Source organism: Streptomyces sp. NPDC051636 (assembly GCF_044453765.1).
GTDB lineage: Bacteria > Actinomycetota > Actinomycetes > Streptomycetales > Streptomycetaceae > Streptomyces.
This window is the reverse complement of record NZ_JBITDA010000004.1, coordinates 241519-264876: the sequence shown is the minus strand read 5'-3', so window position 1 is coordinate 264876 and position 23358 is coordinate 241519. Positions and strand designations below refer to the sequence as shown.

Below are 23358 nucleotides of genomic sequence, written 5' to 3'. Positions count from 1 at the left end.
TCAGCAACACCAGCGCCACTTGTCCGCGGAATGTCTGCCAGAAGTTGGTGTACGCTCCATCGGCACCAGTCGGGGCACGACGGCGTATCAAGCGTGACGTGCTCAAGCGGAGGCATGGGACCAGCGGCGTCCAGACTGCGGATCAGGTCTGCAATGTACTCTTTATCCGCTGTCCCGGCAGCGTGAGCCGCACTGCTCCCGGTGGACGTCTGTGTTGCCTCCCAAACCCGACCGGGGTGCAGACAGGACGGTGCATGTCCGGATCGCTGCCTCCACCATGGTTCAGCTCATCGGCGAAGCCGGCGCGTGACGTGACACGGCATGAAGATCCCCGTCACCGCGGCATGCTGTCGCACACTGCTCTCACCAGCCGGACGACAAGCCTCCGACCCGCGACGGGATGGGCCCGCATGAAGATCCTCATCAGTGCCGACATGGAGGGTGCCACGGGCGTCACCTGGCCGGCCGACGTGCTGCCGGGGACGCCGCAGTGGGAGCGGTGCCGCGCGATGTTCACCTCGGACGTCAACGCCGCCGCCCTGGGCTTCTTCGACGGCGGCGCCGACGAGGTGCTCGTCAACGAGGCCCACTGGACCATGCGCAACCTGCTGCTCGAACAATTGGACGACCGGGTGCAGATGCTCACCGGGCGGCACAAGTCGCTGTCCATGGTGGAGGGCGTGCAGCACGGCGACGTGGACGGCATCGCGTTCGTCGGCTACCACGCGGGCGCCGGGATGGAGGGCGTCCTCGCGCACACCTACCTGGCCAACTCCATCACCGGGGTGTGGCTGAACGGCGTACGGGCGAGCGAGGGCCTGCTCAACGCGCACGTCGTGGCCGAGTACGGGGTGCCCGTCGTCCTCGTCACCGGCGACGACGTGGCCTGCGAGGACGCGCTCGAGTACGCGCCCGAGGCGCTCAAGGTCGCCGTCAAGGACCATGTGTCGCGGTACGCGGCCGTCTGCCGTACGCCGGCCAGGACGGCCGCGGACATCCGCGCCGCGGCCAAGGAAGCTGCCGGCCTGGCGGTGCGTCAGGATCCGGTCCGCGGCGGGCCTTTCACGGTCACACTCGAGTTCGACGCCGAACACCTCGCCCCGGCCGCGACCGTCGTGCCGGGCGTGGACCGGATCGGGGAGCGGAAGGTGGCGTACACCAGCGACACCATGTATGAGGGGATCCGTACCTTCAAGGCGGTCACCACGATCGTCTCGGCCGCGGTTGAGGAGCAGTATGGCTGACGAGCAGGCGCTGGACGAGGTCGTGCGGTTCACCTCCGACCTGATCCGGATCGACACCACCAACCGGGGCGGCGGCGACTGCCGGGAACGCCCGGCCGCCGAATACGCCGCGGAGCAGCTCGCCGGGGCGGGGCTGGAACCGGTGCTGCTGGAGCGGACCCCGGGGCGTACGAATGTCGTCGCCCGGATCGAGGGCACCGACCCGTCCGCCGACGCGCTGCTCGTGCACGGTCACCTGGACGTGGTGCCCGCCGAGGCCCGCGACTGGAGCGTCCACCCCTTCTCCGGCGAGGTGCGGGACGGCGTCGTGTGGGGGCGCGGGGCCGTCGACATGAAGAACATGGACGCGATGATCCTCGCCGTGGTGCGGTCCTGGGCGCGGACGGGCGGGCGGCCCCGCCGGGACGTCGTCGTGGCCTTCACCGCCGACGAGGAGGCCAGCGCCGAGGACGGCTCCGGGTTCCTCGCCGACCGGCACCACGGGCTGTTCGAGGGATGCACGGAAGGCATCAGCGAGTCGGGAGCGTACACATTCCACGACGGCGCCGGGCGGCAGCTGTATCCCATCGCCGCCGGCGAACGCGGCACCGCCTGGCTGAAACTCACCGCGCACGGACGCGCCGGCCACGGCTCCAAGGTCAACGGGGAGAACGCGGTGACCCGGCTCGCCGCCGCGATCACCCGGATCGGCGAGCACGCGTGGCCGCCGAGGCTCACCCCGACCGTACGCGCCGCCCTCACCGAACTCGCCGCCCTGTACGGCATCGACGCGAACCTGAGAGACGTGGACCGGCTGCTGGAGAAGCTCGGCCCGGCGGCGAAGCTCGTGGAGGCCACCGTCCGCAACAGCGCCAACCCGACGATGCTGGAGGCGGGTTACAAGGTCAACGTGATTCCGGGCGAGGCGGTCGCCTACGTCGACGGGCGGTATCTGCCCGGCGGCGAGGAGGAGTTCCGCACCACCCTCGACCGGCTGACCGGGCCGGACGTGGACTGGGAGTTCCACCACCGGGAGGTCGCCCTCCAGGCGCCGGTGGACTCGCCGACGTACGCCAAAATGCGGGCCGCCGTCGAGGAGTTCGCGCCCGAGGGGCACGTGGTGCCGTACTGCATGTCCGGCGGCACGGACGCCAAGCAGTTCTCCCGCCTGGGCGTCACCGGCTACGGGTTCGCGCCGCTGAAGCTCCCCGAGGGCTTCGACTACCAGGCGCTCTTCCACGGCGTCGACGAGCGGGTACCCGTCGAGGCACTCCGCTTCGGCGTCCGCGTCCTCGACCGCTTCCTGCGGTCGGCCTAGGCGATGGGGGACGGCGTGCGGACGCTCGCGTACGGTTCGTGGCCCTCGCCCATCGACGCGGCGCTCGCCGCCGCGCACGACGGGCACCCCGAATGGGTGGGCTTCGTCGGCGACGAGACGTGGTGGACGGAGCCCCGGCCCGCCGAGGGCGGGCGCCGCACACTGGTGCGGCGGCGCGCGGACGGAACCGAGGAGTCGGTGCTGCCCGCGCCGTGGAACGTGCGCAGCCGGGTCATCGAGTACGGCGGGCAGCCGTGGGCCGGGGTGGTCCAGGGCGGCCGGCCCCTCGTGGTGTTCACGCACTTCGCCGACCAGCGGCTGTACCGGTACGAGCCGGGCGGCGTGCCGGAACCGCTGACCCCGGTGTCGGAGGTGGGCGGCGGACTGCGCTGGGCGGAACCGCTGATGCTCCCGGAGCGGGGCGAAGTCTGGTGCGTACTCGAGGAGTTCACCGGGGAGCGGCCCGGTGAGGTGCGCCGGGTCCTGGCCGCCGTACCGCTGGACGGGTCCGCCACCTCCGGCCGGGACGCGGTCCGCGAACTCACCGACGACCGGCACCGGTTCGTGACCGGGCCGCGTCTGTCGCCCGACGGGCGCAGTGCCGCCTGGCTGGCGTGGGACCATCCGCGGATGCCATGGGACGGTACGGAGCTGGTGCGGGCCGAGGTGAGTGACGACGGCAGACTGCATACCGCACGCACGGTGGCCGGGGGACCGGAGGAGTCCGTCGCGCAGTGCGAATGGTCGACGGACGGCGGTCTGCTGTATGCAAGCGACCGCAGCGGCTGGTGGAACGTATACCGCGACGGTGTACCGCTGTGCCCGCGCGAGGAGGAGTTCGGCGGCCCGCTGTGGAAGCTCGGACACCGCTGGTTCGCGCCGCTGACGAGCGGACTCATCGCCGTCGTCCACGGTCGCGGGGCGAGCGCACTCGGCATACTGGATCCGGAATCCGGCGAGGTCGTCGACGCGGCCGGCCCCTGGACCGAGTTCGCGCCCACCCTCGCCGTCCACGGGGAGCGGGTGGTGGCCGTCGGGGCCGGCCCGCGCAGCGCGTACGAGGTCGTCGAGCTGGACGCCGTCACCGGTCACGCCCGGGTGATCGGCGCCCGGCACGCCGACCCGGTCGACCCCGGGTACTACCCCGAGCCGCAGATTCGCACCTTCACCGGCCCCGAGGGCCGCGAGGTGTACGCCCGCGTCTACCCGCCCCACCACCCCGGCTGCGTCGCACCCGGCGGCGAGCTCCCGCCGTACGTCGTCCGGGCGCACGGCGGCCCCACCAGCCGGGCGCCCCTGGTGCTGGACCTGGGCATCGCCTACTTCACCTCGCGCGGCATCGGCGTCGCCGAGGTGGACTACGGCGGCTCGACCGGGTACGGCCGCGCGTACCGGGACCGGCTGCGCGAGCAGTGGGGCGTGGTCGACGTCGAGGACTGCGAGGCCGTGGCGCTCGCCCTCGCCGACGAGGGCACCGCCGACCGCGCCCGGCTCGCGATCCGGGGCGCCAGCGCGGGCGGCTGGACCGCCGCCGCCTCGCTCACCACGACCGATGTCTACGCCTGCGCAACGATCGTCTACCCCGTCCTGGACCTCACGACCTGGGCGTCGGGGGAGACCCACGACTTCGAGTCGCGTTACCTGGAGACCCTCGTCGGGCCGCTCGCCGAGGTGCCCGGACGGTACGCCGAGCGGTCGCCGGCCGAGCACGCCGACCGGATCACCGCCCCGTTCCTGCTGCTCCAGGGCATGGACGACGTCATCTGCCCGCCCGCGCAGTGCGAACGCCTCCTCGCCCGGATCCAGGGACGGGGCGTGCCGCACGCCTACCTCGCCTTCGAGGGGGAGGGGCACGGCTTCCGGCGGACCGAGACGCTGGTCAGGGCGCTGGAGGCGGAGCTGTCTCTGTACGCTCAGGTGTTCGGCCTGCACCCGGCCGGTGTCCCCACCCTGGAGCTCCTCCCATGAAGCCGCTGGTCCGCCCCGCCCGCCTCGCCCCCGGCGCCCGCGTGGCCGTCGTCGCCCCCAGCGGGCCGGTGCCCGAGGAGCGGCTGCAGGCCGGCCTCGACGTGCTGCGCGGCTGGGACCTCGACCCGGTGGTCGCGCCCCACGTGCTCGGCCGGCACCCGGAGTTCGGCTACCTGGCCGGGACCGACGCGGACCGCGCCGCCGACCTGCTCAGCGCCTGGTGCGACCCGTCCGTGGACGCGGTGCTGTGCGCCCGGGGCGGCTACGGCGTGCAGCGGATCGCCGATCTGCTCGACTGGGAGGCGATGCGGGCGGCCGGACCGAAGGTGTTCGTCGGCTTCAGCGACATCACCTCGCTGCACGAGGCCTTCGCCACCCGGCTGGGGCTCGCCACCCTGCACGGGCCGATGGCGGCCGGCGCCGACTTCATCAAGAACGCGCGCGCCCAGGAACACCTGAAGGCCACCCTCTTCGCCCCGGAGACCGTCCGCACGATCGCCTCCGGCGGCCGAGCACTGGTCCCCGGCCGGGCCCGGGGCGTCACCCTCGGCGGCTGCCTGTGTCTGCTCGCCGCCGAGTGCGGCACCCCCCTCGCCCGGCCCTCGGCGCGCGGCGGGCTGCTGTGCCTGGAGGACGTGGGCGAGGAGACGTACCGTCTGGACCGCTACCTCACCCAACTCCTGCGCGCCGGCTGGCTCGACGGGGTGCGCGGCGTGCTGCTCGGATCGTGGGAAGGGTGTGAGGCCTACGACCGGGTGCGCGCCCTGCTCGCCGACCGGCTCGGCGGTCTCGGCGGGATCCCCGTCGTCGAGGAGTTCGGATTCGGCCACTGCGAGGGCGCGTTGACGATCCCCTTCGGACTCGCCGCCGAACTCGACGCGGACGCGGGCACCTTGACGCTCGACGAACCCGCCCTGAGGTGACCGCGCGCAACGTCCGGCGCCCGTGAGGCGCCGGTACCGTCAGCGTCGTAGGCTGGCGGGATGCCCCATTCCGCGTCCCTTTATCTCGCCGAAGGCCCCCGCGTGGGGATACGGCACTTCACCTACGAGGACGGCCCGGAGTTCGCCGCCCGTGCCCGGGAGAGCAAGGACCTGCACCATCCGTGGCTGTTCCCGCCGACCACCGAAGAAGCGTATGCGGTATACGCGGGCCGGCTGATCGAGGACCCCACGAAGGCCGGCTTCATGGTCGTGGAGAAGGACGGCGGGGCCATCGCCGGGTTCATCAACATCAACAACATCGTCGGCGGCGGCTTCCAGTGCGGCGCCCTGGGCTACGGCGCCTTCGCGCACGCGGCCGGGCGCGGACTGATGCGCGAGGGCCTCGACCTCGTGGTGGGCCACGCGTTCGGGCCGATGCGGCTGCACCGGCTGGAGATCAACGCGCAGCCCGGCAACGCCGCGTCCATCGCCCTCGCCCGCGGCGCCGGCTTCCGCCTGGAGGGCTTCTCGCCGAACATGATCTACGTGGACGGAGCCTGGCGGGACCACGAGCGGTGGGCGATCACCGCCGAGATGCGGGCTTGAAGCCGGCCTCCGTGGCGTCGAGGTCCCTGATGGTCGAGCACGGACCGCGCACACCGTAGCCGAGACCGCGCGACGCCGGCCTCGGCCCGGTCCTCGCCGCTCAGCCCGCCTGATCCACGTACTCGAACACGGATCCGTCCGGATGCATCGCGATCAGATTGTGTCCCACCGGCGTCGCGACCGGGCCCGCGATGATCCGGGCGCCGAGGCCGGTGAGGACCCGGAGCGCCTCCTCGACGTCCTTCACGGCGATCGTCGCGGTCACCTTGCGCAGCAGTTCCAGCTGGGACTCGGGGCCGCTCATCAGCAGGAAGGGACCGACCGCGGCGACCTGGACGCCGCCGCGGGCGAAACGCATCGCTCTGCCGCCGGTCAGCTGTTCGTAGAAGGGGATCGCGGTCTCGAGGTCGTCGACGTAGATGCGCAGTGCGGCGCCCTGAATCTCCATGCCGTGGAGCCTAGTTGGCGGCGGCCGGGGAGGGGATCGCTTCACGCGATCCCCTCCCCGGCCGCGCGGTCCGTCGTACCGGCTCAGCCGATGGCCTTGCGCACGGCGTCCCGGGTCCGGTCGATCACGGCCGCGACCGGGCCCACCACCGCGTTCTTCAGGGCGGTGTCCGTGCCCGGGTGCGGGCGGGTCGGCGCGAGCGCCTCGGCCGCCTGCACCGCGCGGGCCAGGGTCTCCAGCCTGCCGCGGTCGGCGACCCGGGCGAAGTGCGCGAACTCGTACCGCTCCTCGTTCTCGGCGTGTGCCAGCACGTCCTGGCGCAGGACCGCGAACCGGTCGAGGAACTCCGGCGAGTCCGGGTCCATGTCGTCCAGGCGGGACAGGGCCTGCTTGGCCTGCTCCTCCTCCTCGACGCGATCCTTGACGACCAGCTCCCCGCCGTCGATGTTCGTGCGGGCGAACGGGTGGACGACCTCCTCCTCGGCGGTCTCGTGCACCGCGAGGAGGCGGACGAGGTCATGGAAGTTCTGCTTCCGCTCCTCGCCCCTGGTGTTCACCACCTCGTCGAACAGGTGCCGGATCCGTGCATGCTGCTCCTTGAGCAGCTCCACGACATCGGTGTGTTCGGTGGTCATCCTCTTTTCTTCCTCCTGGTAGAGGGATGCGGACGGGGCGGGTACCCGGGGCACGCCGCCCTTACTCGCCGGTACGGCGGCGTCACGGACCGCGTTATCCGCACGTGCGTGCGGGTACCCGGGGTGCATGGACCCCTTGGATCATCTGGAGCATCTGGACAAGCATCTGGTCGACGAGCTGGCGCAGGTGGCGCGCGAGACCGTGCGCGACGAACTGCGCGAGCAGACCCGCAAGCAGCGCCGCACGGCCATGCTGTACGGCGCGTCCGGGGCCGTGGCGCTGTACGCCGGCGGCGCGCTCGCGCTCGCCCTGGGGCTGGCCCTGTCCATCGGCCTGCCCGGCTGGGCGGCCGCGCTGATCACCGCGGCGATCCTGGGCGTCGTGGCCTACGCGCTGCGCGGCGCGGCCCGTCCGAAGCACGCGCACCACTCCGCGGCTGCGGGTCACGTGGTCGGCGGCACCGCGCCCGCCGGACCTCCCGGCGGCCTCGGCATGCAGTACCCGCCCATGCCGTCCACGGCACCCGGCGGTCCGGCCCCGGGTATGCGTGGACCGGAGGCACCGCGCCCGAACAACATCGACCCCGAGGGCCCGCACCACCGGGCCTGATCCCCCAGGACATCGACCCCGTCGGCATTCCAGGGGCGCCGACGGGGTCGATGCTGCTCGGACGCGCTCGCATCCGGTCAACGTCCGGTCAGCTGCGGCAGCACCTTCGTACGGTAGAAGTCGAAGAAGCCGCGCTGGTCGGGGCCGATCTGGTTGACGTAGACGCGGTCGAAGTCGGCGTCGGCGAAGGCCGCTCGTTCAGGGCCTCGCCGGTGCCGACGCCGAGCCGGAAGCGTCCCCCGGTCATCACCGCGCTGGTCGCCGCGGCCTGCGCCACCACCGCCGGGTGGATCCGCACGGTGGGACAGGCCACCGCCGTCTCGATCGGCAGTGACACCGCCTCCGACAGCGCGCCGATGACCGACCAGACGAACGCCGCTCTGGCCCTGCGCGTCGTTCCACGGGTGGTAGTGGTCCGAGATCCACAGCGCTTGGAATCCGTCCTGTTCGCCATGCGGGCCTGCTCCACGAGGTCGGCGGGGCCGTGTTCCTCGGTGGACAGGAAATAGCCGTATGCGGGCATGGGGACCTCCGCGACACGGGCGCCGTGTCGGACGGGGTCGGCCGGGGTCGCGGCCCGGGCAACCGGCCGGGTCGTGGGCGAAACGCCCCGCCGCCCCGGAGTTTGGGTGCCCTGCCCAGGGGGACGCGGAAGGCCTCGGACGAGCCGCACCGCCGGAGGCACACCGTGAGTCGACCCCGCATCGTGATCGTCGGCGCCGGCTTCGCCGGGTACCGGGCCGCCCGCACCCTCGCCCGGCTGACCCGGCACCGGGCCCACATCACCCTGCTGAACCCGACCGACTACTTCCTGTACCTGCCGCTGCTGCCCCAGGTCTCCGCCGGGATCCTGGAGCCGCGCCGGGTCACCGTCTCCCTCTCCGGCACCCTGCCCGGGGTGCGCCTGGTACTCGGCGAGGCCGACGGCGTCGACCTGGACGGGCGCACCGTGCACTACACCGACCCCGAGGGGGGCACCGGCACGCTGCCGTACGACCGCCTCGTCCTGGCCGTCGGCAGCGTCAACAAGCTGTTGCCCATCCCCGGCGTCGCCGAGCACGCGCACGGCTTCCGCGGACTGCCCGAGGCGCTGTACCTGCGCGACCACGTCACCCGGCAGGTGGAGCTCGCCGCCGGGTCCGACAATCCGAAGGTCCGCACCGCCCGGTGCACCTTCGTGGTGGTCGGCGCGGGGTACACCGGCACCGAAGTGGCCGCGCACATGCAGATGCTCACCGACGACCTGGCACGCCGGCAGCCGCGGCGGCTGGGGACGCGGCCGCGCTGGATGCTGCTGGACGTCGCGCCGCGCGTACTGCCGGAGATGGACGAACGTCTGTCGCATACAGCCGACGGTGTACTGCGTGCGCGCGGTGTCGACGTGCGGATGGGAACCTCCGTGAAGGAGGCGACCCACGACGGCGTCCTGCTCACCGACGGCGACTTCGTCGAGACCCGCACCCTCGTCTGGTGCGTCGGCGTCCGCCCCGACCCGCTCGTGGAGAGCACCGGGCAGCCCCTGGAGCGGGGGCGCCTCATCGTCGATCCGTACCTCCAGGTGCCGGGCCGGCCCGAGGTGTTCGCGTGCGGCGACGCGGCCGCCGTACCCGATCTGGACCACCCGGGGAAGTTCACGCCGATGACGGCCCAGCACGCCTGGCGGCACGGCAAGGCCGCCGCGCACAACGTGGCCGCGTCGCTCGGCCTCGGTGAGCGCCGCCCCTACCGCCACCGTGACCTGGGCTTCGTCGTCGACCTGGGCGGCGTCAAGGCCGCCGCCAACCCGCTCGGCGTACCGCTGTCCGGCCCTCCCGCCGGAGTGGTCACCCGCGCCTACCACCTCGCGGCGATGCCCGGCAACCGCGTCCGGGTCGCCGCAGACTGGCTCCTGGACGCCGTACTGCCGCGCCAGGCCGTCCAGTTGGGCCTCGTACGGTCCTGGTCGGTACCGCTGGACACGGCCTCCCCGGAACTCGCCCGCGTACCCGACGGACGCGACCACCCGATCGGCACAGGACCGGGCGCGGCCCTTGCCGAGGAGACCGGCGGGGAGCCTGCGAAGAACCAGCCGGGTGGGGAGCCTGCGAAGAACGAGCCCGGTGGGGAGCCTGCTAAGAACGAGCCGGGTGGGGAGCCTGCGAAGAACCAGCCGGGTGGGGAGCCTGCGAAGAACCAGCCGGGTGGGGAGCCCGCGAAGAACCAGCCCGGCCCGGAGCCGCCGGATGACCGTCCCCGCCCCAGGCCCCCGGGCGACCACCCCGCCCCCGGCCCCGTCAAGCGCCCGGACACCCCTGCGGAAGGAGACTCATGAACACGGCCGAACTCGTCGAACTCGGGCAGCAGTTGCGCGTGGACAGCGTGCGGGCCGCCGCGGCGGCGGGGTCCGGGCATCCGACCTCGTCGATGTCCGCCGCGGACCTGATGGCGGTGCTGCTCGCCAACCACCTCCGCTACGACTTCGAGCGCCCCGACCACCCCGGCAACGACCGCTTCGTGCTGTCCAAGGGCCACGCGTCGCCCCTGCTGTACGCCGCCTACAAGGCGGCCGACGCGATCGAGGACGGCGAACTGCTGACCTTCCGCAAGCTCGGCAGCAGGCTCGAAGGACACCCGACCCCGCGCCGGCTGCCGTGGGTGGAGACGGCCACCGGCTCCCTCGGCCAGGGCCTGCCGGTCGGCGTCGGCATCGCGCTGGCCGGCAAGCGGCTGGACCGCACCGGCTACCGGGTGTGGGTGCTGTGCGGCGACAGCGAGCTCGCCGAGGGCTCCGTCTGGGAGGCCGCCGAGCACGCCGCGTACGAGCACCTCGACAACCTCACGGCGATCGTGGACGTCAACCGCCTCGGCCAGCGCGGTCCCACCCGGCACGGCCACGACCTCGACGCCTACGCCCGCCGCTTCCAGGCGTTCGGCTGGCACACCGTGGAGATCGACGGCCACGACGTGGACGCCATCGACCGCGCCTACGGCGAGGCGGCCTCGACGACCGGCCAGCCGACCGTGATCCTCGCCCGCACCCTCAAGGGCAAGGGCGTCGCCGCCGTCCAGGACCGCGAGGGCCTGCACGGCAAGCCGCTGCCCGAGGCGGAGGAGGCCATCGCCGAACTGGGCGGGCCGCGTGACCTGACCGTACGGGTGCAGGAGCCGCAGGCCGCCCGCATGCTGCACGTGGTCCGCGACGGATCCCTCGAGCTGCCGACGTACGACCGGGGCGAGAAGGTGGCCACCCGCAACGCCTTCGGCGAGGCCCTGGCCGCGCTCGGCACCGCCCGCGGCGAGGTCGTCGCGCTGGACGGTGAGGTCGGGGATTCCACCCGTACCGAGTACTTCGCCAAGGAGCACCCGGACCGCTTCTTCGAGTGCTACATCGCCGAGCAGCAGCTGCTCGCCTCGGCCGTCGGCATGGCGGCGCGCGGCTACGTGCCGTACGCCGCGACCTTCGCGGCCTTCCTCACGCGCGCCCACGACTTCGTGCGCATGGCCTCGATCAGCGGCTCCGGAATCAACCTCGTCGGCTCCCACGCGGGGGTGGCCATCGGCCAGGACGGGCCCTCCCAGATGGGCCTGGAGGACCTGGCGATGTTCCGGGCGGTGTACGGCTCGACCGTGCTGTACCCGTGCGACGCCAACCAGACCGCCAGGCTGGTCGCGGCCATGGCCGACCTGGACGGCATCCGCTACCTGCGCACCTCGCGTGGCGAGAGCCCCGTCATCTACGGCCCCGACGAGGACTTCCCCGTCGGCGGCAGCAAGGTGCTGCGCTCCTCCGGCGAGGACCGGCTCACGGTCGTGGCGGCCGGGGTGACCGTGCACGAGGCGCTGGCCGCCGCCGACGCCCTGGAGAGCGAGGGCATCCGGGTCCGGGTCGTCGACCTGTACTCGGTCAAGCCCGTCGACACCGAGACGCTCCGGCGGGCCGCCGAGGAGACCGGCTGCCTGCTCACCGTCGAGGACCACCACGAGGAGGGCGGCCTCGGCGACGCCGTCCTCGACGCCTTCACCGACGGCAGGCCCGTACCCCGCCTGGTCCGGCTCGCCGTGCGGACCATGCCGGGCTCGGCCGCGCCCGACGAGCAACTGCACGCCGCCGGCATCGACCGGACGGCCATCGCGGCGGCCGGACGGCTGCTGGTGGGGGAGGCGGTCGTGCGATGAGCGACGACGTGCGGACGGTACGGGCGGGCCGCCGCACGATCCAGGTGCACCGGCCCGGCAAGGTGCTCCTGCCCGGGGACGGGGACGCGAAGGAGTACACCAAGGGCGACCTCGTCGACTACTACCGGTCCGTCGCGCCGTTCATGCTGCCGCACCTGCGCGGCCGCCCGCTGATGCTGGAGCGGTACCCGGACGGCCTCGACGGCCCGAGGTTCATGCAGAAGAACACCCCGGACCACTATCCGGACTGGATCACACGGGCCGAGGTCGCCAAGGAGGACGGCACGGTCACGCACGTCGTCTGCGAGGACACCGCCACCCTGGTCTTCCTCGCCGACCAGGCGTGCCTCACCCTGCACCGCTGGCTCTCCCGCACCGACCGGACCGACCGCCCGGACCGGATGGTCTTCGACCTCGACCCCTCCGGCGACGACTTCTCGGCGGTGCGCGAGGCGGCCCGGCTGCTGGGCGGGCTGCTCGACGACCTGCGGCTGCCCTCGGCGCTGATGACCACCGGCTCGCGCGGCCTGCACGTCGTCGTCCCCCTCAACGGCCACCACGGCTTCGACGAGGTCCGCGCCTTCGCCCGGGACGTCGCCGAACTGCTGGCCGCCGAGCACCCCGACCGGCTCACCACCGCCGCCCGCAAGAAGGACCGCGGAGAGCGGCTCTACCTCGACGTGCAGCGCAACGCCTACGCCCAGACCGCCGTCGCCCCCTTCACCGTCCGCCCCCGGCCCGGCGCCCCGGTCGCCGTCCCCGTCTCCTGGGACCAGCTCGACGACCCGGACCTCGGCCCGCGCCGCTGGACCATCGAGGACGCCGTCGACCAGGCCCGCACCGACCCGTGGGCGGGCATGCGCGGCCGCGCCCTGGGCCCGGCCCGACACCGGCTCAAGACACTGGGTGGCTGATGCACATACCGTTTCTGCGCAGGCCGGACGGCCCGCGCCGCCGAAGCACGAGCTCCAAAGGTTTGGTCCACGTCCTTCCGGCCACACGGAGGGGAGAGGTGGCCATGTCGAACACAAAGAACACACCTGATTCCCAGGGTTCACAGCAAACCCAGGAATCACAAGAAACCAACAACTCGCACGACTCACAGGAGCCACACAAGGACAGCGACCGGCACACGGCGGACGAGCACCGGCCGAGCCCCATGGAGGTGCTGCGCCAGGCGCGCGCCCAGCTCACGGAGCTCACCGGCCTCGCTCCCGAGCAGGTCTCGTCCTTCGAACAGACCGAGGACGGCTGGTCGTTGGAGGTGGAGGTCCTCGAACTGGCCCGGGTCCCCGACACGATGAGCCTGATGGCGAGCTACCAGGTCGAACTCGACGCGGAGGGCCAGCTCACCGGCTACCGGCGCGTCCGCCGTTACGAACGCGGGCGGGCCGACGCACGCGGCCGCTAGGCCGCCGTCAGCGACCACGTCCGCACACCAACCATCACACAGACAAGGAGGCGCGGTCGGCATGACCGTAGTCCCGGCACAGCAGACCGGCGGCGGAGGCGGCAGCAGCGGCCTCTACGACGTACTGGAACTCGTCCTCGACCGAGGTCTCGTCATCGACGCGTTCGTACGGGTGTCCCTGGTCGGCATAGAGATCCTGAAGATCGACGTCCGGGTCGTCGTCGCCAGCGTCGACACGTACCTGCGCTTCGCCGAAGCGTGCAACCGGCTCGACCTGGAGGCCGGCCCGCGCAAGAGCCCGGGCCTGCCCGACATGGTCGGCGAGCTCACCGAGTCCGGTGCCCGCGGCAAGTCCAAGGGGGCGCTGTCCGGCGCCGCCGAGACCATCTCGGACGCCTTCAAACAGGCGCGCGAGGAGGGTGAGCACGAGTCCAGGCCGCGGCCCCGCAAGACCACGGCCGCGCGCAGGAAGGAGGAGCAGGAGTGAGCACGTACGTTTACGCCATCGCCGCGAGCTCTCACCCCGCGCTCCCCGACGGCATGGGCGGCGTCGGCGAACCGCCGCAGCCCGTGCGGGTCCTGAAGGAGGGCGATCTGGCCGCCATCGTCAGCGACGCCCCCGAGGGGCTGCGTCCCAAGCGCAGGGATCTGCTCGCCCACCAGAACGTGCTCGCCGAGGCGGGCGCCGCCGGCTGCGTGCTGCCCATGCGGTTCGGCAGTGTCGCCCCGGACGACGCCGCCGTCACCGGCGTGCTCGCCGAGCGCGCCGACCACTACCGCGAGCGCCTGCGGGCGCTGGACGGCAAGGTCGAGTACAACGTCAAGGCCAGCCACGTGGAGGAGGCCGTCCTGCACCGCGTGATGGCCGAGAGCCCGGAGCTGCGCGCCCTGGCCGAGGCCAACCGGAAAGCGGGCGGCGGCAGTTACGACGACAAGATCCGCCTCGGCGAGATGGTGGCCGCCGCGGTCAAGGCCAAGGAGGCCGAGGACGCCGCCGAGGTGCAGCGCGCGCTGGCGCCGGTCGCCGACGCGGTCAGCGTGGGCCCCGAGTCCACGGGCTGGCTGGTCAACGTCTCGTTCCTGGTGGACCGCGGCTCGGCCGAGGACTTCCTGGCCGCCGTCGAACAGGCCCGCAAGTCCCTCGCCCACCTCGAACTGCGGATCAACGGTCCGCTGCCGCCGTACAGCTTCGTCGAGCCCGGCCCCGCCGAGCCCGCGGGCACCACGGCCGGCGCGGACGCGGGAGCCGAGTAGCGCCCCGCATGAAGCGGAGGGAATAGCAGATGGGACTGATCGGTGAGGTGCTGCTGCTGCCGTTCGCGCCGGTGCGCGGCAGCGCGTGGGTGATCGGACAGGTGCTCCGTGAGGCGGAGCGGATCTACTACGACCCCGCCACCGTACGGGCCGAACTCGCCCGCCTCGAGGAACAGCTGGAGGCGGGCGAGATCACCGAGGACGAGTTCGACCGGCGCGAGGACGAACTCCTCGACCGGCTGGAGACCGGCATGGGCTCCGGCGAGACGACAGGCAACGGGACGAGACCATGAACCGAACGGCACTGGGCCTCGCGGTAGGGGCCGGGTATTTCCTCGGACGTACCAAGAAGCTGAAAATGGCCCTCGCGGTCGGCTCCCTGGTGGCCGGCAAGAAGCTGAACCTGAGCCCGCGGGCGCTCGCTGACCTGGTGAACCAGCAGCTGCGCGACAACCCGCAGTTCAAGGAGATCGGCGACCAGCTGCGCGAGGACCTGCGGGGCGTCGGCAAGGCCGCGTCGGGCGCCATGGCCGAGCGGCAGATGAACGCGCTGGCCGACCGGCTGCACGGCCGCACGGCCCAGGTCCGCGACCGGCTCTCGGACGTGGTGCCCGGCACCGGCTCCGAGGACGCCGAGGACTCCGGCGGCTCTCAGGACAGGGAGCCGCGGGGGGACGCCGAGGAGGCGTCCGAGGAGCGGGACGAGCCGCAGGAACCGGAGGACCGGCAGGCGGACGGGGAGGCGGAGAGCGAGGAGGAGTCCCGGGAGACCAGGAAGCCGGCGGCCAAGAAGGCCCCCGCCAAGAAGGCCCCAGGGAAGAAGGCGCCCGCCAAGAAGGCTCCCGCCAGGAAGACGGCGCAGAAGACCCAGGGCGCGGCCGGGAGGCCGGCCGCGAAGAAGACGGCCGCGGCCGGCAACGCCGCCCGGTCCCGGCAGTCGAAGGGCGGCGATGAAGGATGACCGAGACCCTAGGATCCGCGAAGTCCGCGGCGGGCAAGGCCGCGGGCGCGGCGAAGGACAACCCCCTCACCGGCCTGGCCCACAGCGAGGCGGCCGACCGCCTCAAGGAGGAGGCCCAGGAGTACCTCGCGGCACAGGCCCAGCGCATGCTGACCGGCTTCGGCCGCAAGCTCGGCGAGACCACGGTCAAGCTGAACGACATCGCCGAGGGCAACAGCCCGGGCTTCGCCAAACTGGCCCTCGAAGGCGGCCGCAAGCTCGCCCAGGGCAAGGGCCCGCTGCGGTCCGCGCTGGAGCTGGGCGCCTCGCGCGCCAAGGAGAACGTGATGGACGCCGTGAAGAACCTCGGCGGCGGCAAGGGCAAGCGCAAGGGCAGGGCAGGTGCCAAGCCGACCGTCATCATCGAGCACATCGACGTCGGCGTGCCGCTGCGCACCGCCTACGACCAGTGGACCCAGTACCAGGACTTCAGCACCTTCGCCAAGGGCGTCAAGAGCGCGAGCCGCGCCGACGACACGCACTCCGACTGGCAGGCGAAGGTCTTCTGGTCCAATCGCACCTGGAAGGCCACCACCACCGAGCAGATCCCCGACTACCGCATCCAGTGGACATCGGAGGGCGCCAAGGGCAGCACCAAGGGCGTGGTCTCCTTCCACGAGCTGGAGGAGAACCTCACGCGCGTGCTGCTGGTCATGGAGTACTACCCCTCGGGCCTGTTCGAGAAGACCGGCAACATCTGGCGCGCCCAGGGCCGCCGGGCCCGGCTCGACCTGAAGAACTACGCCCGCTTCATCACCCTCAAGGGCGAGGCGGAGGACGGCTGGCGCGGCGAGATCCGCGACAGCGAGGTCGTCCGCAGCCACGAGGACGCCGTGGCGGAGGAGTCCGAGGAGGCCGAGGACCAGGGTCAGGAGCCGTCGGCCGAGGAGGAGTCCGAGGAGCCGTACGAGGACGAGGCGGCCGGGGAAGAGGAGCCGTACGAGGAGGAAGAGGAAGAGGAAGAGGAAGAGGAACCGTACGAGGCCGAGGAGGAGGGCCCGTACGAGGCCGAGGACGAACTCGAAGAAGGCGAAGAAGCCGAGGAAGGCGAGGAAGAGGAAGAAGGGGAGCCCGAGTACGCGGAGGGCGGGAGCCGTCGATGACGACGCCCAGCCGGCTCCCCGAGCCCTACGGCCAGGGCGGGGGCTCCAACCTCGCCGACATCCTCGAGCGCGTGCTCGACAAGGGTGTCGTCATCGCGGGCGACATCAGGATCAACCTGCTCGACATCGAACTGCTCACCGTGAAACTGCGGCTCATCGTCTGTTCCGTCGACAAGGCGAAGGAGATGGGCATCGACTGGTGGGAGAGCGACCCCGCCCTGTCCTCCAGCGCCCGCCGGGACGAACTCGCCCGCGAGAACGCGGAGTTGCGTGAACGGCTGGCACGTCTGGAGGAACTGGAGCCAGCCCGCGTGCCGAAGGAGGAACGATGACCGGACTGCGGTACGTCTACGCCGTCTGCCGCCCCTTCGGCGCGCCTCTGCAGGCCCAGTTGACGGGCGTCGGAGGTGCCCCGCCCGCACTGCTGCACCACCACGGGCTGGTCGCGGTCGTCAGCACGGTCCCCGAGGCCGACTTCGCCGAGGACGCCCTGCGCGCCCACCTGGAGGACCTGGACTGGCTGACCGCGACCGCCCGCGCCCATCAGGGCGTGATCGACGCGCTCACCACCGTCACCACCCCGCTGCCGCTGCGCCTGGCCACCGTCTTCCGCGACGACAGCGGCGTGCGGACCATGATCGAGGCCCGCGAGGAGGAGCTGAGGCGCACCCTCGACCGGATCGAGGGCCGGGTGGAATGGGGCGTGAAGGTGTACGCGGACCCCGCACCGGAGCCGCCGGAAGACCCCGCGTCCAGGCCCGCCTCGGGCCGGGACTATCTGCGCCGGCGGCGCGCCCAGACCCGCTCGCACGAGGACATGTGGCAGAAGGCCGAGGCGTTCGCGGAACGCCTGCACCACACGCTTTCCGAGCGGGCGGAGGATTCCCGGCTGCACGCCCCGCAGAATCCCGAGCTTTCCGGAGTGCAGGCGCGGAACGTGCTCAACGCGGCCTATCTCGTGCCGCGTGCGCATTCCGAGGAATTCGTGGAAATCGTGGACCTGGCGAAAGACGAAACGCAAACGCCCGGGCTGCGGGTGGAACTCACCGGCCCCTGGGCTCCCTACTCCTTCGCCGGTGACGTTCGGGGAGAGGCACCACGAGAGGGTGGGGAAGGCGCATGACCGTCATAGAACGCCGCGAGGTCGCCCTGGTGGACCTGCTCGACCGGCTGCTGGCCGGCGGGGTGGTGATCACCGGGGACGTCACGCTGCGCATCGCGGACGTCGACCTGGTCCGTATCGACCTGAACGCGCTGATCAGCTCGGTGAACGCGCAGGTGCCGTCACCGTTCGAGGAGCTGTCATGACCACCCGCAAGCGGCTGGACCTCGAGCCCGACACCGTCGAGCGCGACCTGGTCAAGCTCGTCCTGACCGTCGTGGAGCTGCTGCGCCAGCTGATGGAGCGGCAGGCGCTGCGCCGCTTCGACACCGGCGACCTCACCGAGGAGCAGGAGGAGCGGATCGGCCTCACCCTGATGCTCCTGGAGGAGCGCATGGCCGAACTGCGCGAGCGCTACGGACTGCGGCCCGAGGACCTGAATCTGGACCTCGGGCCGCTGGGACCTCTGCTGCCCCGGGAATGACGCCGTAAAGGGCTTTCCCGGGGTATCAATTCACCACCTGTACCAGCGGCTCCTGCCGCCTCCCGCGGCGGTTCCGCGGACCAGGAAGCCCAGCAGCCACACGACGAGAACTGCGAGGGCGATCCACCAGAGCAACTTCACCGCGAATCCGGCGCCGAAGAGAATGAGCACCAGAAGCAGTACCAGCAGGATGGGAACCATAATGTGAACCTCCTGCATTCCGGGTTTCCCGAAATTCGCGGATCAGGCTCACTTACGGCACAGAATTTCTCCGTGCAGGACGGCGAACCAGCCGTCCTCCCGCGCGCCCCACTCCCGCCACGCCCGGGCCAGCTCCGCCAGCTGCCGCGCGGTCGCGTGACCACCCTGCGTGGCGCGTTCGGCGTAGGAGGAGGCGACGGTGCGGTCCGCCCACAGCCCGCTCCACCAGGCCCGCTCCTCGGCCGTGGCGAAGGTCCAGGTGCTGGAGGTGGCGGTGACGTCGCCGAGCCCGGCGGCCAGCGCCCAGGACCTCAGCCGGCGCCCGGCGTCCGGCTCGCCGCCGTTGGCCCGGGCCACCCGCAGGTACAGCTGTTGCCAGTCGTCCAGGCCCGGCACCGCCGGATACCAGGTCATCGCCGAGTAGTCCGAGTCGCGGACGGCGATGAAACCGCCCGGCTCGGTGACCCGGCGCATCTCGCGCAGCGCCTGCACGGGGTCGCCGACGTGCTGCAGCACCTGGTGGGCGTGGACGACGCAGAAGGTGTCGTCCGGGTAGTCCAGGGCGTGCACGTCGGCGACGGCGAAGTCGATGTTCGTCAGCCCGCGCCCCGCGGCCGTGGCGCGGGCCTGGTCCAGGATGCCCGGCGCGTGGTCGACACCGGTGACGTGCCCGTCGGGGACCAGTGCCGCCAGGTCGGCGGTGATGGTCCCCGGGCCGCAGCCGATGTCCAGGATCCGCATGTGGGGCCTGATCGAGCCGAGCAGGTACGCCGCGGAGTTGGTGGCGGTCCGCCAGGTGTGCGAACGCAGCACCGACTCGTGGTGCCCGTGCGTGTAGACAGCGGTCTCCTGCGGCTTCGGCATGGCCGTACCCCCTTGTCGTCGGTAGGCCTCACCGTACGCGCGCGGGCCGCATGATGAGATACGTGTTTTACGATATGGACTGACGGGTCGTCAATTCCAGGCGGGCGCTGAGTCGGTCCCAGGTGCGCCGCGTCAGTTCCGGGGCAGCGGGCGGTAGACCGTCAGCGCCTCGGCCAGCTTCTCCAGCGTCACCTCGCCCGCCACCTCGGTGACCTCGCCGTCGTACGCCAGCGGTGTCCCCGGCTCCACGCCGGCCAGGCGCAGCCGGCCCACCTGGACCGCAGCGTGCGCCGGGGAGCGGGTCAGCGGGCCCGCCGCGGCGGCGGCGAGCAGCCGCAGCGCGGGCCTGCGGCTGCCGTGCACCGCCCGTACGTCCAGCAGCCCGTCCGCCAGGTCGGCGCGGCGGCCGGGCCCCAGACCCATGCGGTGATAGACGCCGTTGCCGACGAACAGCAGCCACAGCGGGCGGGTCTCGCCGCCGACCTCCACCGCCAGCGGGTGCCGGTCGGCGCGCAGCACCCGCAGCGCGCCGAGCACCCCCGCCGGCCAGCCGCCGATCCGGCCCGCCCAGCGCTCCCGCTCGCGCACCAGCTCCGGGTAGACGCCCAGACTGAGGGTGTTGAGGAAGATGCCCTCGCGGCCGTCGCAGACGAACCGGCCGACGTCCACCCGCACGGCCTCGCCCTGCCGGACGGCCCCGGCGAGGTCCCGTACGTCCTCCACGCCCAGGTCGTAGGCGAAGTGGTTGAGCGTCCCGCCGGGCAGCACCGCGAGCGGCAGGCCGTGGCGCAGGGCGGCCGCGGCGGCCGCGTTCACCGTGCCGTCGCCCCCGCACACCCCCAGCACCCGCGCCCGCGCGGCCGCCTTGTCGAGCTCGGCCCCCACCTCGTCCGGCGGGCACTCCACGACCTCCGCCTTCGACAGAGCGTCCCGCAGCGCGCCCACCCGGTCGGCGGTGCCCGAGGCGGTGTTGGCGACCACCACCAGACCTTCGCCGTCCCCCAGCGCCGGCGCCTCGGTGCGGGGCCGGGCCGGCGGGCTGACCTGTGCGCGGGTCGGTACCAGACCCCGGACCGCGTAGGCGGCGCCCACGCCCAGCGCGGCGCCCGCGAGGACGTCGCTGGGGAAGTGCACGCCGGTGTAGACGCGGGACATGGCGACCGAGAACGCCACCGGCGCGATCGCCGCGCCCCAGGCCGGGGACTCCAGGGCGACCCCGGCGGCGAAGGCGGCGGCCGACGCCGAGTGACCCGAGGGAAACGACGTGGTGATCGGCTGCCGCTTCAGCTGCCGCACCAGCGGAACCGGGTCCAGTACGGGACGGGGGCGGCGCACCGAGCGCTTGCCGAGGGTGTTGATGGTCAGTGAGGCCAGGCTCAGCGAGGCCAGGCCGCGGGCGGCGGCCCGCCGGGCGCGCGGAGTCCGGGCCACCGCCATGGCGGCGGCGGTCGCGAACCACAGCACCCCGTGGTTCGCGCTCCGGCTCAGCCGTGGCAGCACCCGCTCGGCACCGGGCCAGTGCCGCTCGGCGGCCACCTCGAACAGCCGGCAGTCCAGCGCGAGCAGCCGGTCGCGCACGGCGTGCCGGCCGGGCAGGGGGACGGTGAGGTCGACGTCTGGGCTCATGTGGGTGCGGATACCCTGAAGTGGCCGTTTCTTGTCGGCCGACGGTGTGCCCGACGCTGTCCGAACGCGGAAGGACTCCCGTATGCGCCTGCTCCTCATCCGGCACGGCCAGACCCCGTCCAACGTCCACTTCCTGCTGGACACCGCCGTACCCGGCCCGGGTCTGACCGAGCTCGGCGAGCGGCAGGCCGCCGCCCTCCCCGAGGCCCTCGCGGGCGAGGACATCGAGGCCGTCTACGCCTCCACCCTGATCCGCACCCAGCTCACGGCCGCCCCGCTCGCCGCCGCCCGCGGCCTGGACGTCATCGTCCGCGACGGCATCCGCGAGCTGTCCGCGGGCGACCTGGAGATGCTCCCCGGCGACTCGGAACGGGGCCGCCTGTACATGCGCACGGCGTTCGCGTGGGCGGCCGGGGACACCGCGCCGCGCATACCCGGCGGGGAGAACGGCGCCGAGGCACTGGCCCGGTACGACGCGGTCGTCGCCGAGGCCGCCGGCAGCGGCGCCGGCACCGTCGCCCTGGTCAGCCACGGCGCCGCCATCCGCGTGTGGACCGCCGCCCGCGCCGACAACGTCGACGTGCCCTTCGCCGCCGCCCGCGCCCTCGACAACACCGGCGTGGTGGTTCTGGAGGGCTCCCCGTCCGACGGCTGGAAGGCACTCACCTGGCAGGGCACGGTCGTGGCCCCGGCCGGGGACAGCGGGCCCGCCGGGCAACCGGTGGACGCGACCGGATAAGCGTTTGCCCCAGGTCGGGGGCGCCCCTGAGAATGCCTCCCCATGGGACATCTGGAAGCCGCGCACCTCGAGTACCACCTCCCCGACGGGAGGACCCTGCTCGGTGACGTGTCCTTCCGGGTCGGCGAAGGCGCCGCCGTCGCCCTGGTCGGCCCCAACGGCGCCGGCAAGACCACCCTGCTCCGCCTGATCGCCGGCGAGCTCAAGCCGCACGGCGGCACCGTCACCGTCAGCGGCGGCCTCGGTGTGATGCGCCAGTTCGTGGGCTCCGTACGGGACGAGACGACCGTACGCGACCTGCTGGTGTCCGTCGCGCCGCCCCGCATCCGGGAGGCCGCGAAGGCGGTCGACGAGGCGGAGCACGCCGTCATGACCGTCGACGACGAGGCCGCCCAGCTCGCCTACGCGCAGGCCCTCGCCGACTGGGCGGAGGCGCGCGGCTATGAGGCCGAGACACTGTGGGACATGTGCACCACGGCCGCCCTCGGCGTCCCCTACGAGCGGGCCCAGTGGCGGCAGGTACGGACTCTCTCCGGCGGCGAGCAGAAGCGGCTGGTCCTGGAGGCGCTGCTGCGCGGCACCGACGAGGTGCTGCTGCTCGACGAGCCGGACAACTACCTGGACGTGCCCGGCAAGCGCTGGCTGGAGGAGCGGCTGAAGGAAACCCGCAAGACGGTCCTGTTCGTCTCCCACGACCGCGAACTCCTCGCCCGCGCCGCCGAGAAGGTCGTCTCCGTCGAGCCCGGGCCGGCCGGCGCCGACGCCTGGGTGCACGGCGGCGGCTTCGCCACCTACCACGAGGCCCGCCGCGAACGCTTCGCCCGCTTCGAGGAGCTGCGCCGCCGCTGGGACGAGAAGCACGCGCAGCTGAAGAAGCTCGTCCTCAGCCTGCGTCAGGCGGCCAGTATCAGCCACGAGCTGGCCTCCCGCTACCAGGCGGCACAGACCCGGCTGCGAAAGTTCGAGGAGGCCGGACCGCCGCCCGAGCCGCCCCGCGAGCAGGAGATCACCATGCGCCTGAAGGGCGGCCGGACGGGTGTAAGGGCCGTCACCTGCAAGGGGCTTGAGCTGACAGGCCTGATGAAGCCGTTCGACCTGGAGGTCTTCTACGGCGAACGGGTCGCCGTCCTCGGCTCCAACGGCTCCGGCAAGTCGCACTTCCTGCGCCTGCTCGCCGGTGACGACGTGGCGCACACGGGGGAGTGGAAGCTCGGGGCGCGGGTCGTCCCCGGGCACTTCGCACAGACCCACGCCCACCCCGAGCTCGAAGGCCGCACCCTCCTCGACATCCTGTGGAAGGAGCACGCCCAGGACCGGGGCGCGGCCATGTCACGCCTGCGCCGCTACGAGCTGACCCAGCAGGCCGAGCGGTCCTTCGAGAAACTCTCCGGCGGCCAGCAGGCCCGCTTCCAGATCCTCCTGCTCGAACTGGCCGGCGCCACCGCGCTCCTCCTGGACGAGCCGACCGACAACCTCGACCTGGAGTCCGCCGAAGCCCTCCAGGAAGGTCTGGAGGCCTTCGAGGGCACGGTCCTCGCCGTCACCCACGACCGCTGGTTCGCCCGCTCCTTCGACCGCTACCTGGTCTTCGGCAGCGACGGCCGGGTCCGCGAGACGACCGAGCCGGTGTGGGACGAGCGCAGGGTGGAGCGGGCCCGGTAGCCGCACCGGGCCCGAACCGGTTCTCC

General features: G+C 72.5%; 27 protein-coding genes. 21 read left to right on the top strand and 6 right to left on the bottom strand.

From position 1 onward, the window contains the following. Positions 1–410: 410 nt before the first annotated feature. The 5 genes from ACIBBH_RS10860 to ACIBBH_RS10840 are packed head-to-tail and all read left to right on the top strand — an operon-like array spanning position 411 to position 6038. On the top strand, positions 411–1244 hold the full coding sequence (locus ACIBBH_RS10860; RefSeq protein WP_399403908.1) for a M55 family metallopeptidase: 834 nt from the start codon (positions 411–413) through the stop codon (positions 1242–1244). Next, positions 1237–2541 carry a M20/M25/M40 family metallo-hydrolase gene (locus ACIBBH_RS10855; protein WP_399403907.1) on the top strand — a complete coding sequence of 435 codons (1305 nt, stop codon included), beginning with the start codon at positions 1237–1239 and terminating at the stop codon, positions 2539–2541. Before ACIBBH_RS10860 ends, ACIBBH_RS10855 begins: the two co-directional genes overlap by 8 nt. A 3-nt stretch (positions 2542–2544) precedes the next feature. After that, entirely contained in the window at positions 2545–4509 is a 1965-nt protein-coding gene (locus ACIBBH_RS10850; RefSeq protein WP_399403906.1) for a prolyl oligopeptidase family serine peptidase, read from the top strand. Further along, positions 4506–5432, top strand: a complete 927-nt coding sequence (locus tag ACIBBH_RS10845) for an LD-carboxypeptidase (RefSeq protein ID WP_399403905.1) — start codon at positions 4506–4508, stop codon at positions 5430–5432. Before ACIBBH_RS10850 ends, ACIBBH_RS10845 begins: the two co-directional genes overlap by 4 nt. Positions 5433–5492: 60 nt before the next feature. Then, complete coding sequence (locus tag ACIBBH_RS10840; RefSeq protein ID WP_399403904.1) at positions 5493–6038, top strand: GNAT family N-acetyltransferase; 546 nt, start codon at positions 5493–5495, stop codon at positions 6036–6038. A 100-nt stretch (positions 6039–6138) separates the two neighbouring features. On the opposite strand, the gene ACIBBH_RS10835 is transcribed toward ACIBBH_RS10840, so the two are convergent. Beyond that, positions 6139–6486 (bottom strand): VOC family protein, encoded by a 348-nt coding sequence (locus tag ACIBBH_RS10835; protein WP_399403903.1) that lies wholly within the window; start codon positions 6484–6486, stop codon positions 6139–6141. 83 nt (positions 6487–6569) lie between these two features. Beyond that, positions 6570–7121 (bottom strand): hemerythrin domain-containing protein, encoded by a 552-nt coding sequence (locus ACIBBH_RS10830; RefSeq protein WP_399403902.1) that lies wholly within the window; start codon positions 7119–7121, stop codon positions 6570–6572. A 127-nt stretch (positions 7122–7248) separates the two neighbouring features. Between ACIBBH_RS10830 and ACIBBH_RS10825 the strand changes: the two genes are divergently transcribed. Then, complete coding sequence (locus ACIBBH_RS10825) at positions 7249–7731, top strand: phage holin family protein (protein ID WP_399403901.1); 483 nt, start codon at positions 7249–7251, stop codon at positions 7729–7731. An 88-nt stretch (positions 7732–7819) separates the two neighbouring features. On the opposite strand, the gene ACIBBH_RS10820 is transcribed toward ACIBBH_RS10825, so the two are convergent. Beyond that, the gene (locus tag ACIBBH_RS10820) at positions 7820–8185 is read right to left on the bottom strand and encodes an LLM class flavin-dependent oxidoreductase (protein ID WP_399404034.1); all 366 of its coding nucleotides are present in this window, start codon (positions 8183–8185) and stop codon (positions 7820–7822) included. Positions 8186–8419: 234 nt separating this feature from the next. Here ACIBBH_RS10820 and ACIBBH_RS10815 point away from each other — a divergent pair, with 234 nt between their 5' ends. From ACIBBH_RS10815 to ACIBBH_RS10755, 13 genes are all read left to right on the top strand, one after another. Continuing rightward, a complete protein-coding gene (locus ACIBBH_RS10815; RefSeq protein WP_399403900.1) occupies positions 8420–10042 on the top strand; it encodes an NAD(P)/FAD-dependent oxidoreductase in 1623 nt (540 codons plus the stop codon). Then, entirely contained in the window at positions 10039–11886 is a 1848-nt protein-coding gene (locus tag ACIBBH_RS10810; protein WP_399403899.1) for a transketolase, read from the top strand. Before ACIBBH_RS10815 ends, ACIBBH_RS10810 begins: the two co-directional genes overlap by 4 nt. Next, positions 11883–12800: a non-homologous end-joining DNA ligase gene (ligD, locus tag ACIBBH_RS10805; RefSeq protein ID WP_399403898.1), complete on the top strand. Its 918-nt coding sequence runs from the start codon at positions 11883–11885 to the stop codon at positions 12798–12800. The genes ACIBBH_RS10810 and ligD overlap by 4 nt, the downstream gene beginning before the upstream one ends. 104 nt (positions 12801–12904) lie before the next feature. After that, a complete protein-coding gene (locus ACIBBH_RS10800; RefSeq protein ID WP_399403897.1) occupies positions 12905–13297 on the top strand; it encodes a gas vesicle protein in 393 nt (130 codons plus the stop codon). Between the two features lie 61 nt (positions 13298–13358). Next, entirely contained in the window at positions 13359–13784 is a 426-nt protein-coding gene (locus tag ACIBBH_RS10795) for a gas vesicle structural protein GvpA (protein ID WP_399403896.1), read from the top strand. Then, on the top strand, positions 13781–14551 hold the full coding sequence (locus ACIBBH_RS10790) for a GvpL/GvpF family gas vesicle protein (protein WP_399403895.1): 771 nt from the start codon (positions 13781–13783) through the stop codon (positions 14549–14551). Before ACIBBH_RS10795 ends, ACIBBH_RS10790 begins: the two co-directional genes overlap by 4 nt. A 29-nt stretch (positions 14552–14580) precedes the next feature. Continuing rightward, positions 14581–14844, top strand: a complete 264-nt coding sequence (locus ACIBBH_RS10785) for a gas vesicle protein GvpG (RefSeq protein WP_399403894.1) — start codon at positions 14581–14583, stop codon at positions 14842–14844. Beyond that, positions 14841–15512, top strand: a complete 672-nt coding sequence (locus ACIBBH_RS10780) for a DNA primase (protein WP_399403893.1) — start codon at positions 14841–14843, stop codon at positions 15510–15512. Before ACIBBH_RS10785 ends, ACIBBH_RS10780 begins: the two co-directional genes overlap by 4 nt. After that, a complete protein-coding gene (locus tag ACIBBH_RS10775; RefSeq protein ID WP_399403892.1) occupies positions 15509–16654 on the top strand; it encodes an SRPBCC family protein in 1146 nt (381 codons plus the stop codon). Before ACIBBH_RS10780 ends, ACIBBH_RS10775 begins: the two co-directional genes overlap by 4 nt. Beyond that, positions 16651–16986 carry a gas vesicle protein gene (locus ACIBBH_RS10770; RefSeq protein WP_399403891.1) on the top strand — a complete coding sequence of 112 codons (336 nt, stop codon included), beginning with the start codon at positions 16651–16653 and terminating at the stop codon, positions 16984–16986. Before ACIBBH_RS10775 ends, ACIBBH_RS10770 begins: the two co-directional genes overlap by 4 nt. Beyond that, positions 16983–17777 carry a GvpL/GvpF family gas vesicle protein gene (locus ACIBBH_RS10765; RefSeq protein WP_399403890.1) on the top strand — a complete coding sequence of 265 codons (795 nt, stop codon included), beginning with the start codon at positions 16983–16985 and terminating at the stop codon, positions 17775–17777. The genes ACIBBH_RS10770 and ACIBBH_RS10765 overlap by 4 nt, the downstream gene beginning before the upstream one ends. Further along, the gene (locus ACIBBH_RS10760) at positions 17774–17962 is read left to right on the top strand and encodes a gas vesicle protein (protein ID WP_361439278.1); all 189 of its coding nucleotides are present in this window, start codon (positions 17774–17776) and stop codon (positions 17960–17962) included. Before ACIBBH_RS10765 ends, ACIBBH_RS10760 begins: the two co-directional genes overlap by 4 nt. Then, positions 17959–18240: a gas vesicle protein K gene (locus tag ACIBBH_RS10755; protein WP_399403889.1), complete on the top strand. Its 282-nt coding sequence runs from the start codon at positions 17959–17961 to the stop codon at positions 18238–18240. The genes ACIBBH_RS10760 and ACIBBH_RS10755 overlap by 4 nt, the downstream gene beginning before the upstream one ends. A 30-nt stretch (positions 18241–18270) precedes the next feature. Here ACIBBH_RS10755 and ACIBBH_RS10750 read toward each other — a convergent pair whose 3' ends face one another. The 3 genes from ACIBBH_RS10750 to ACIBBH_RS10740 form a co-directional block, all read right to left on the bottom strand. Continuing rightward, positions 18271–18441 (bottom strand): hydrophobic protein, encoded by a 171-nt coding sequence (locus ACIBBH_RS10750; RefSeq protein ID WP_388796148.1) that lies wholly within the window; start codon positions 18439–18441, stop codon positions 18271–18273. Between the two features lie 48 nt (positions 18442–18489). Next, positions 18490–19305, bottom strand: coding sequence for a class I SAM-dependent methyltransferase (locus ACIBBH_RS10745; protein ID WP_399403888.1), 816 nt, complete (start codon positions 19303–19305; stop codon positions 18490–18492). A gap of 132 nt (positions 19306–19437) precedes the next feature. Next, positions 19438–20931, bottom strand: coding sequence for a bifunctional phosphatase PAP2/diacylglycerol kinase family protein (locus ACIBBH_RS10740; protein ID WP_399403887.1), 1494 nt, complete (start codon positions 20929–20931; stop codon positions 19438–19440). 82 nt (positions 20932–21013) lie between these two features. On the opposite strand from ACIBBH_RS10740, the gene ACIBBH_RS10735 reads away from it, so the two are divergent. After that, the gene (locus ACIBBH_RS10735; RefSeq protein ID WP_399403886.1) at positions 21014–21670 is read left to right on the top strand and encodes a histidine phosphatase family protein; all 657 of its coding nucleotides are present in this window, start codon (positions 21014–21016) and stop codon (positions 21668–21670) included. Between the two features lie 42 nt (positions 21671–21712). Continuing rightward, on the top strand, positions 21713–23332 hold the full coding sequence (locus ACIBBH_RS10730; protein ID WP_399403885.1) for an ABC-F family ATP-binding cassette domain-containing protein: 1620 nt from the start codon (positions 21713–21715) through the stop codon (positions 23330–23332). Positions 23333–23358 lie beyond the last annotated feature (26 nt).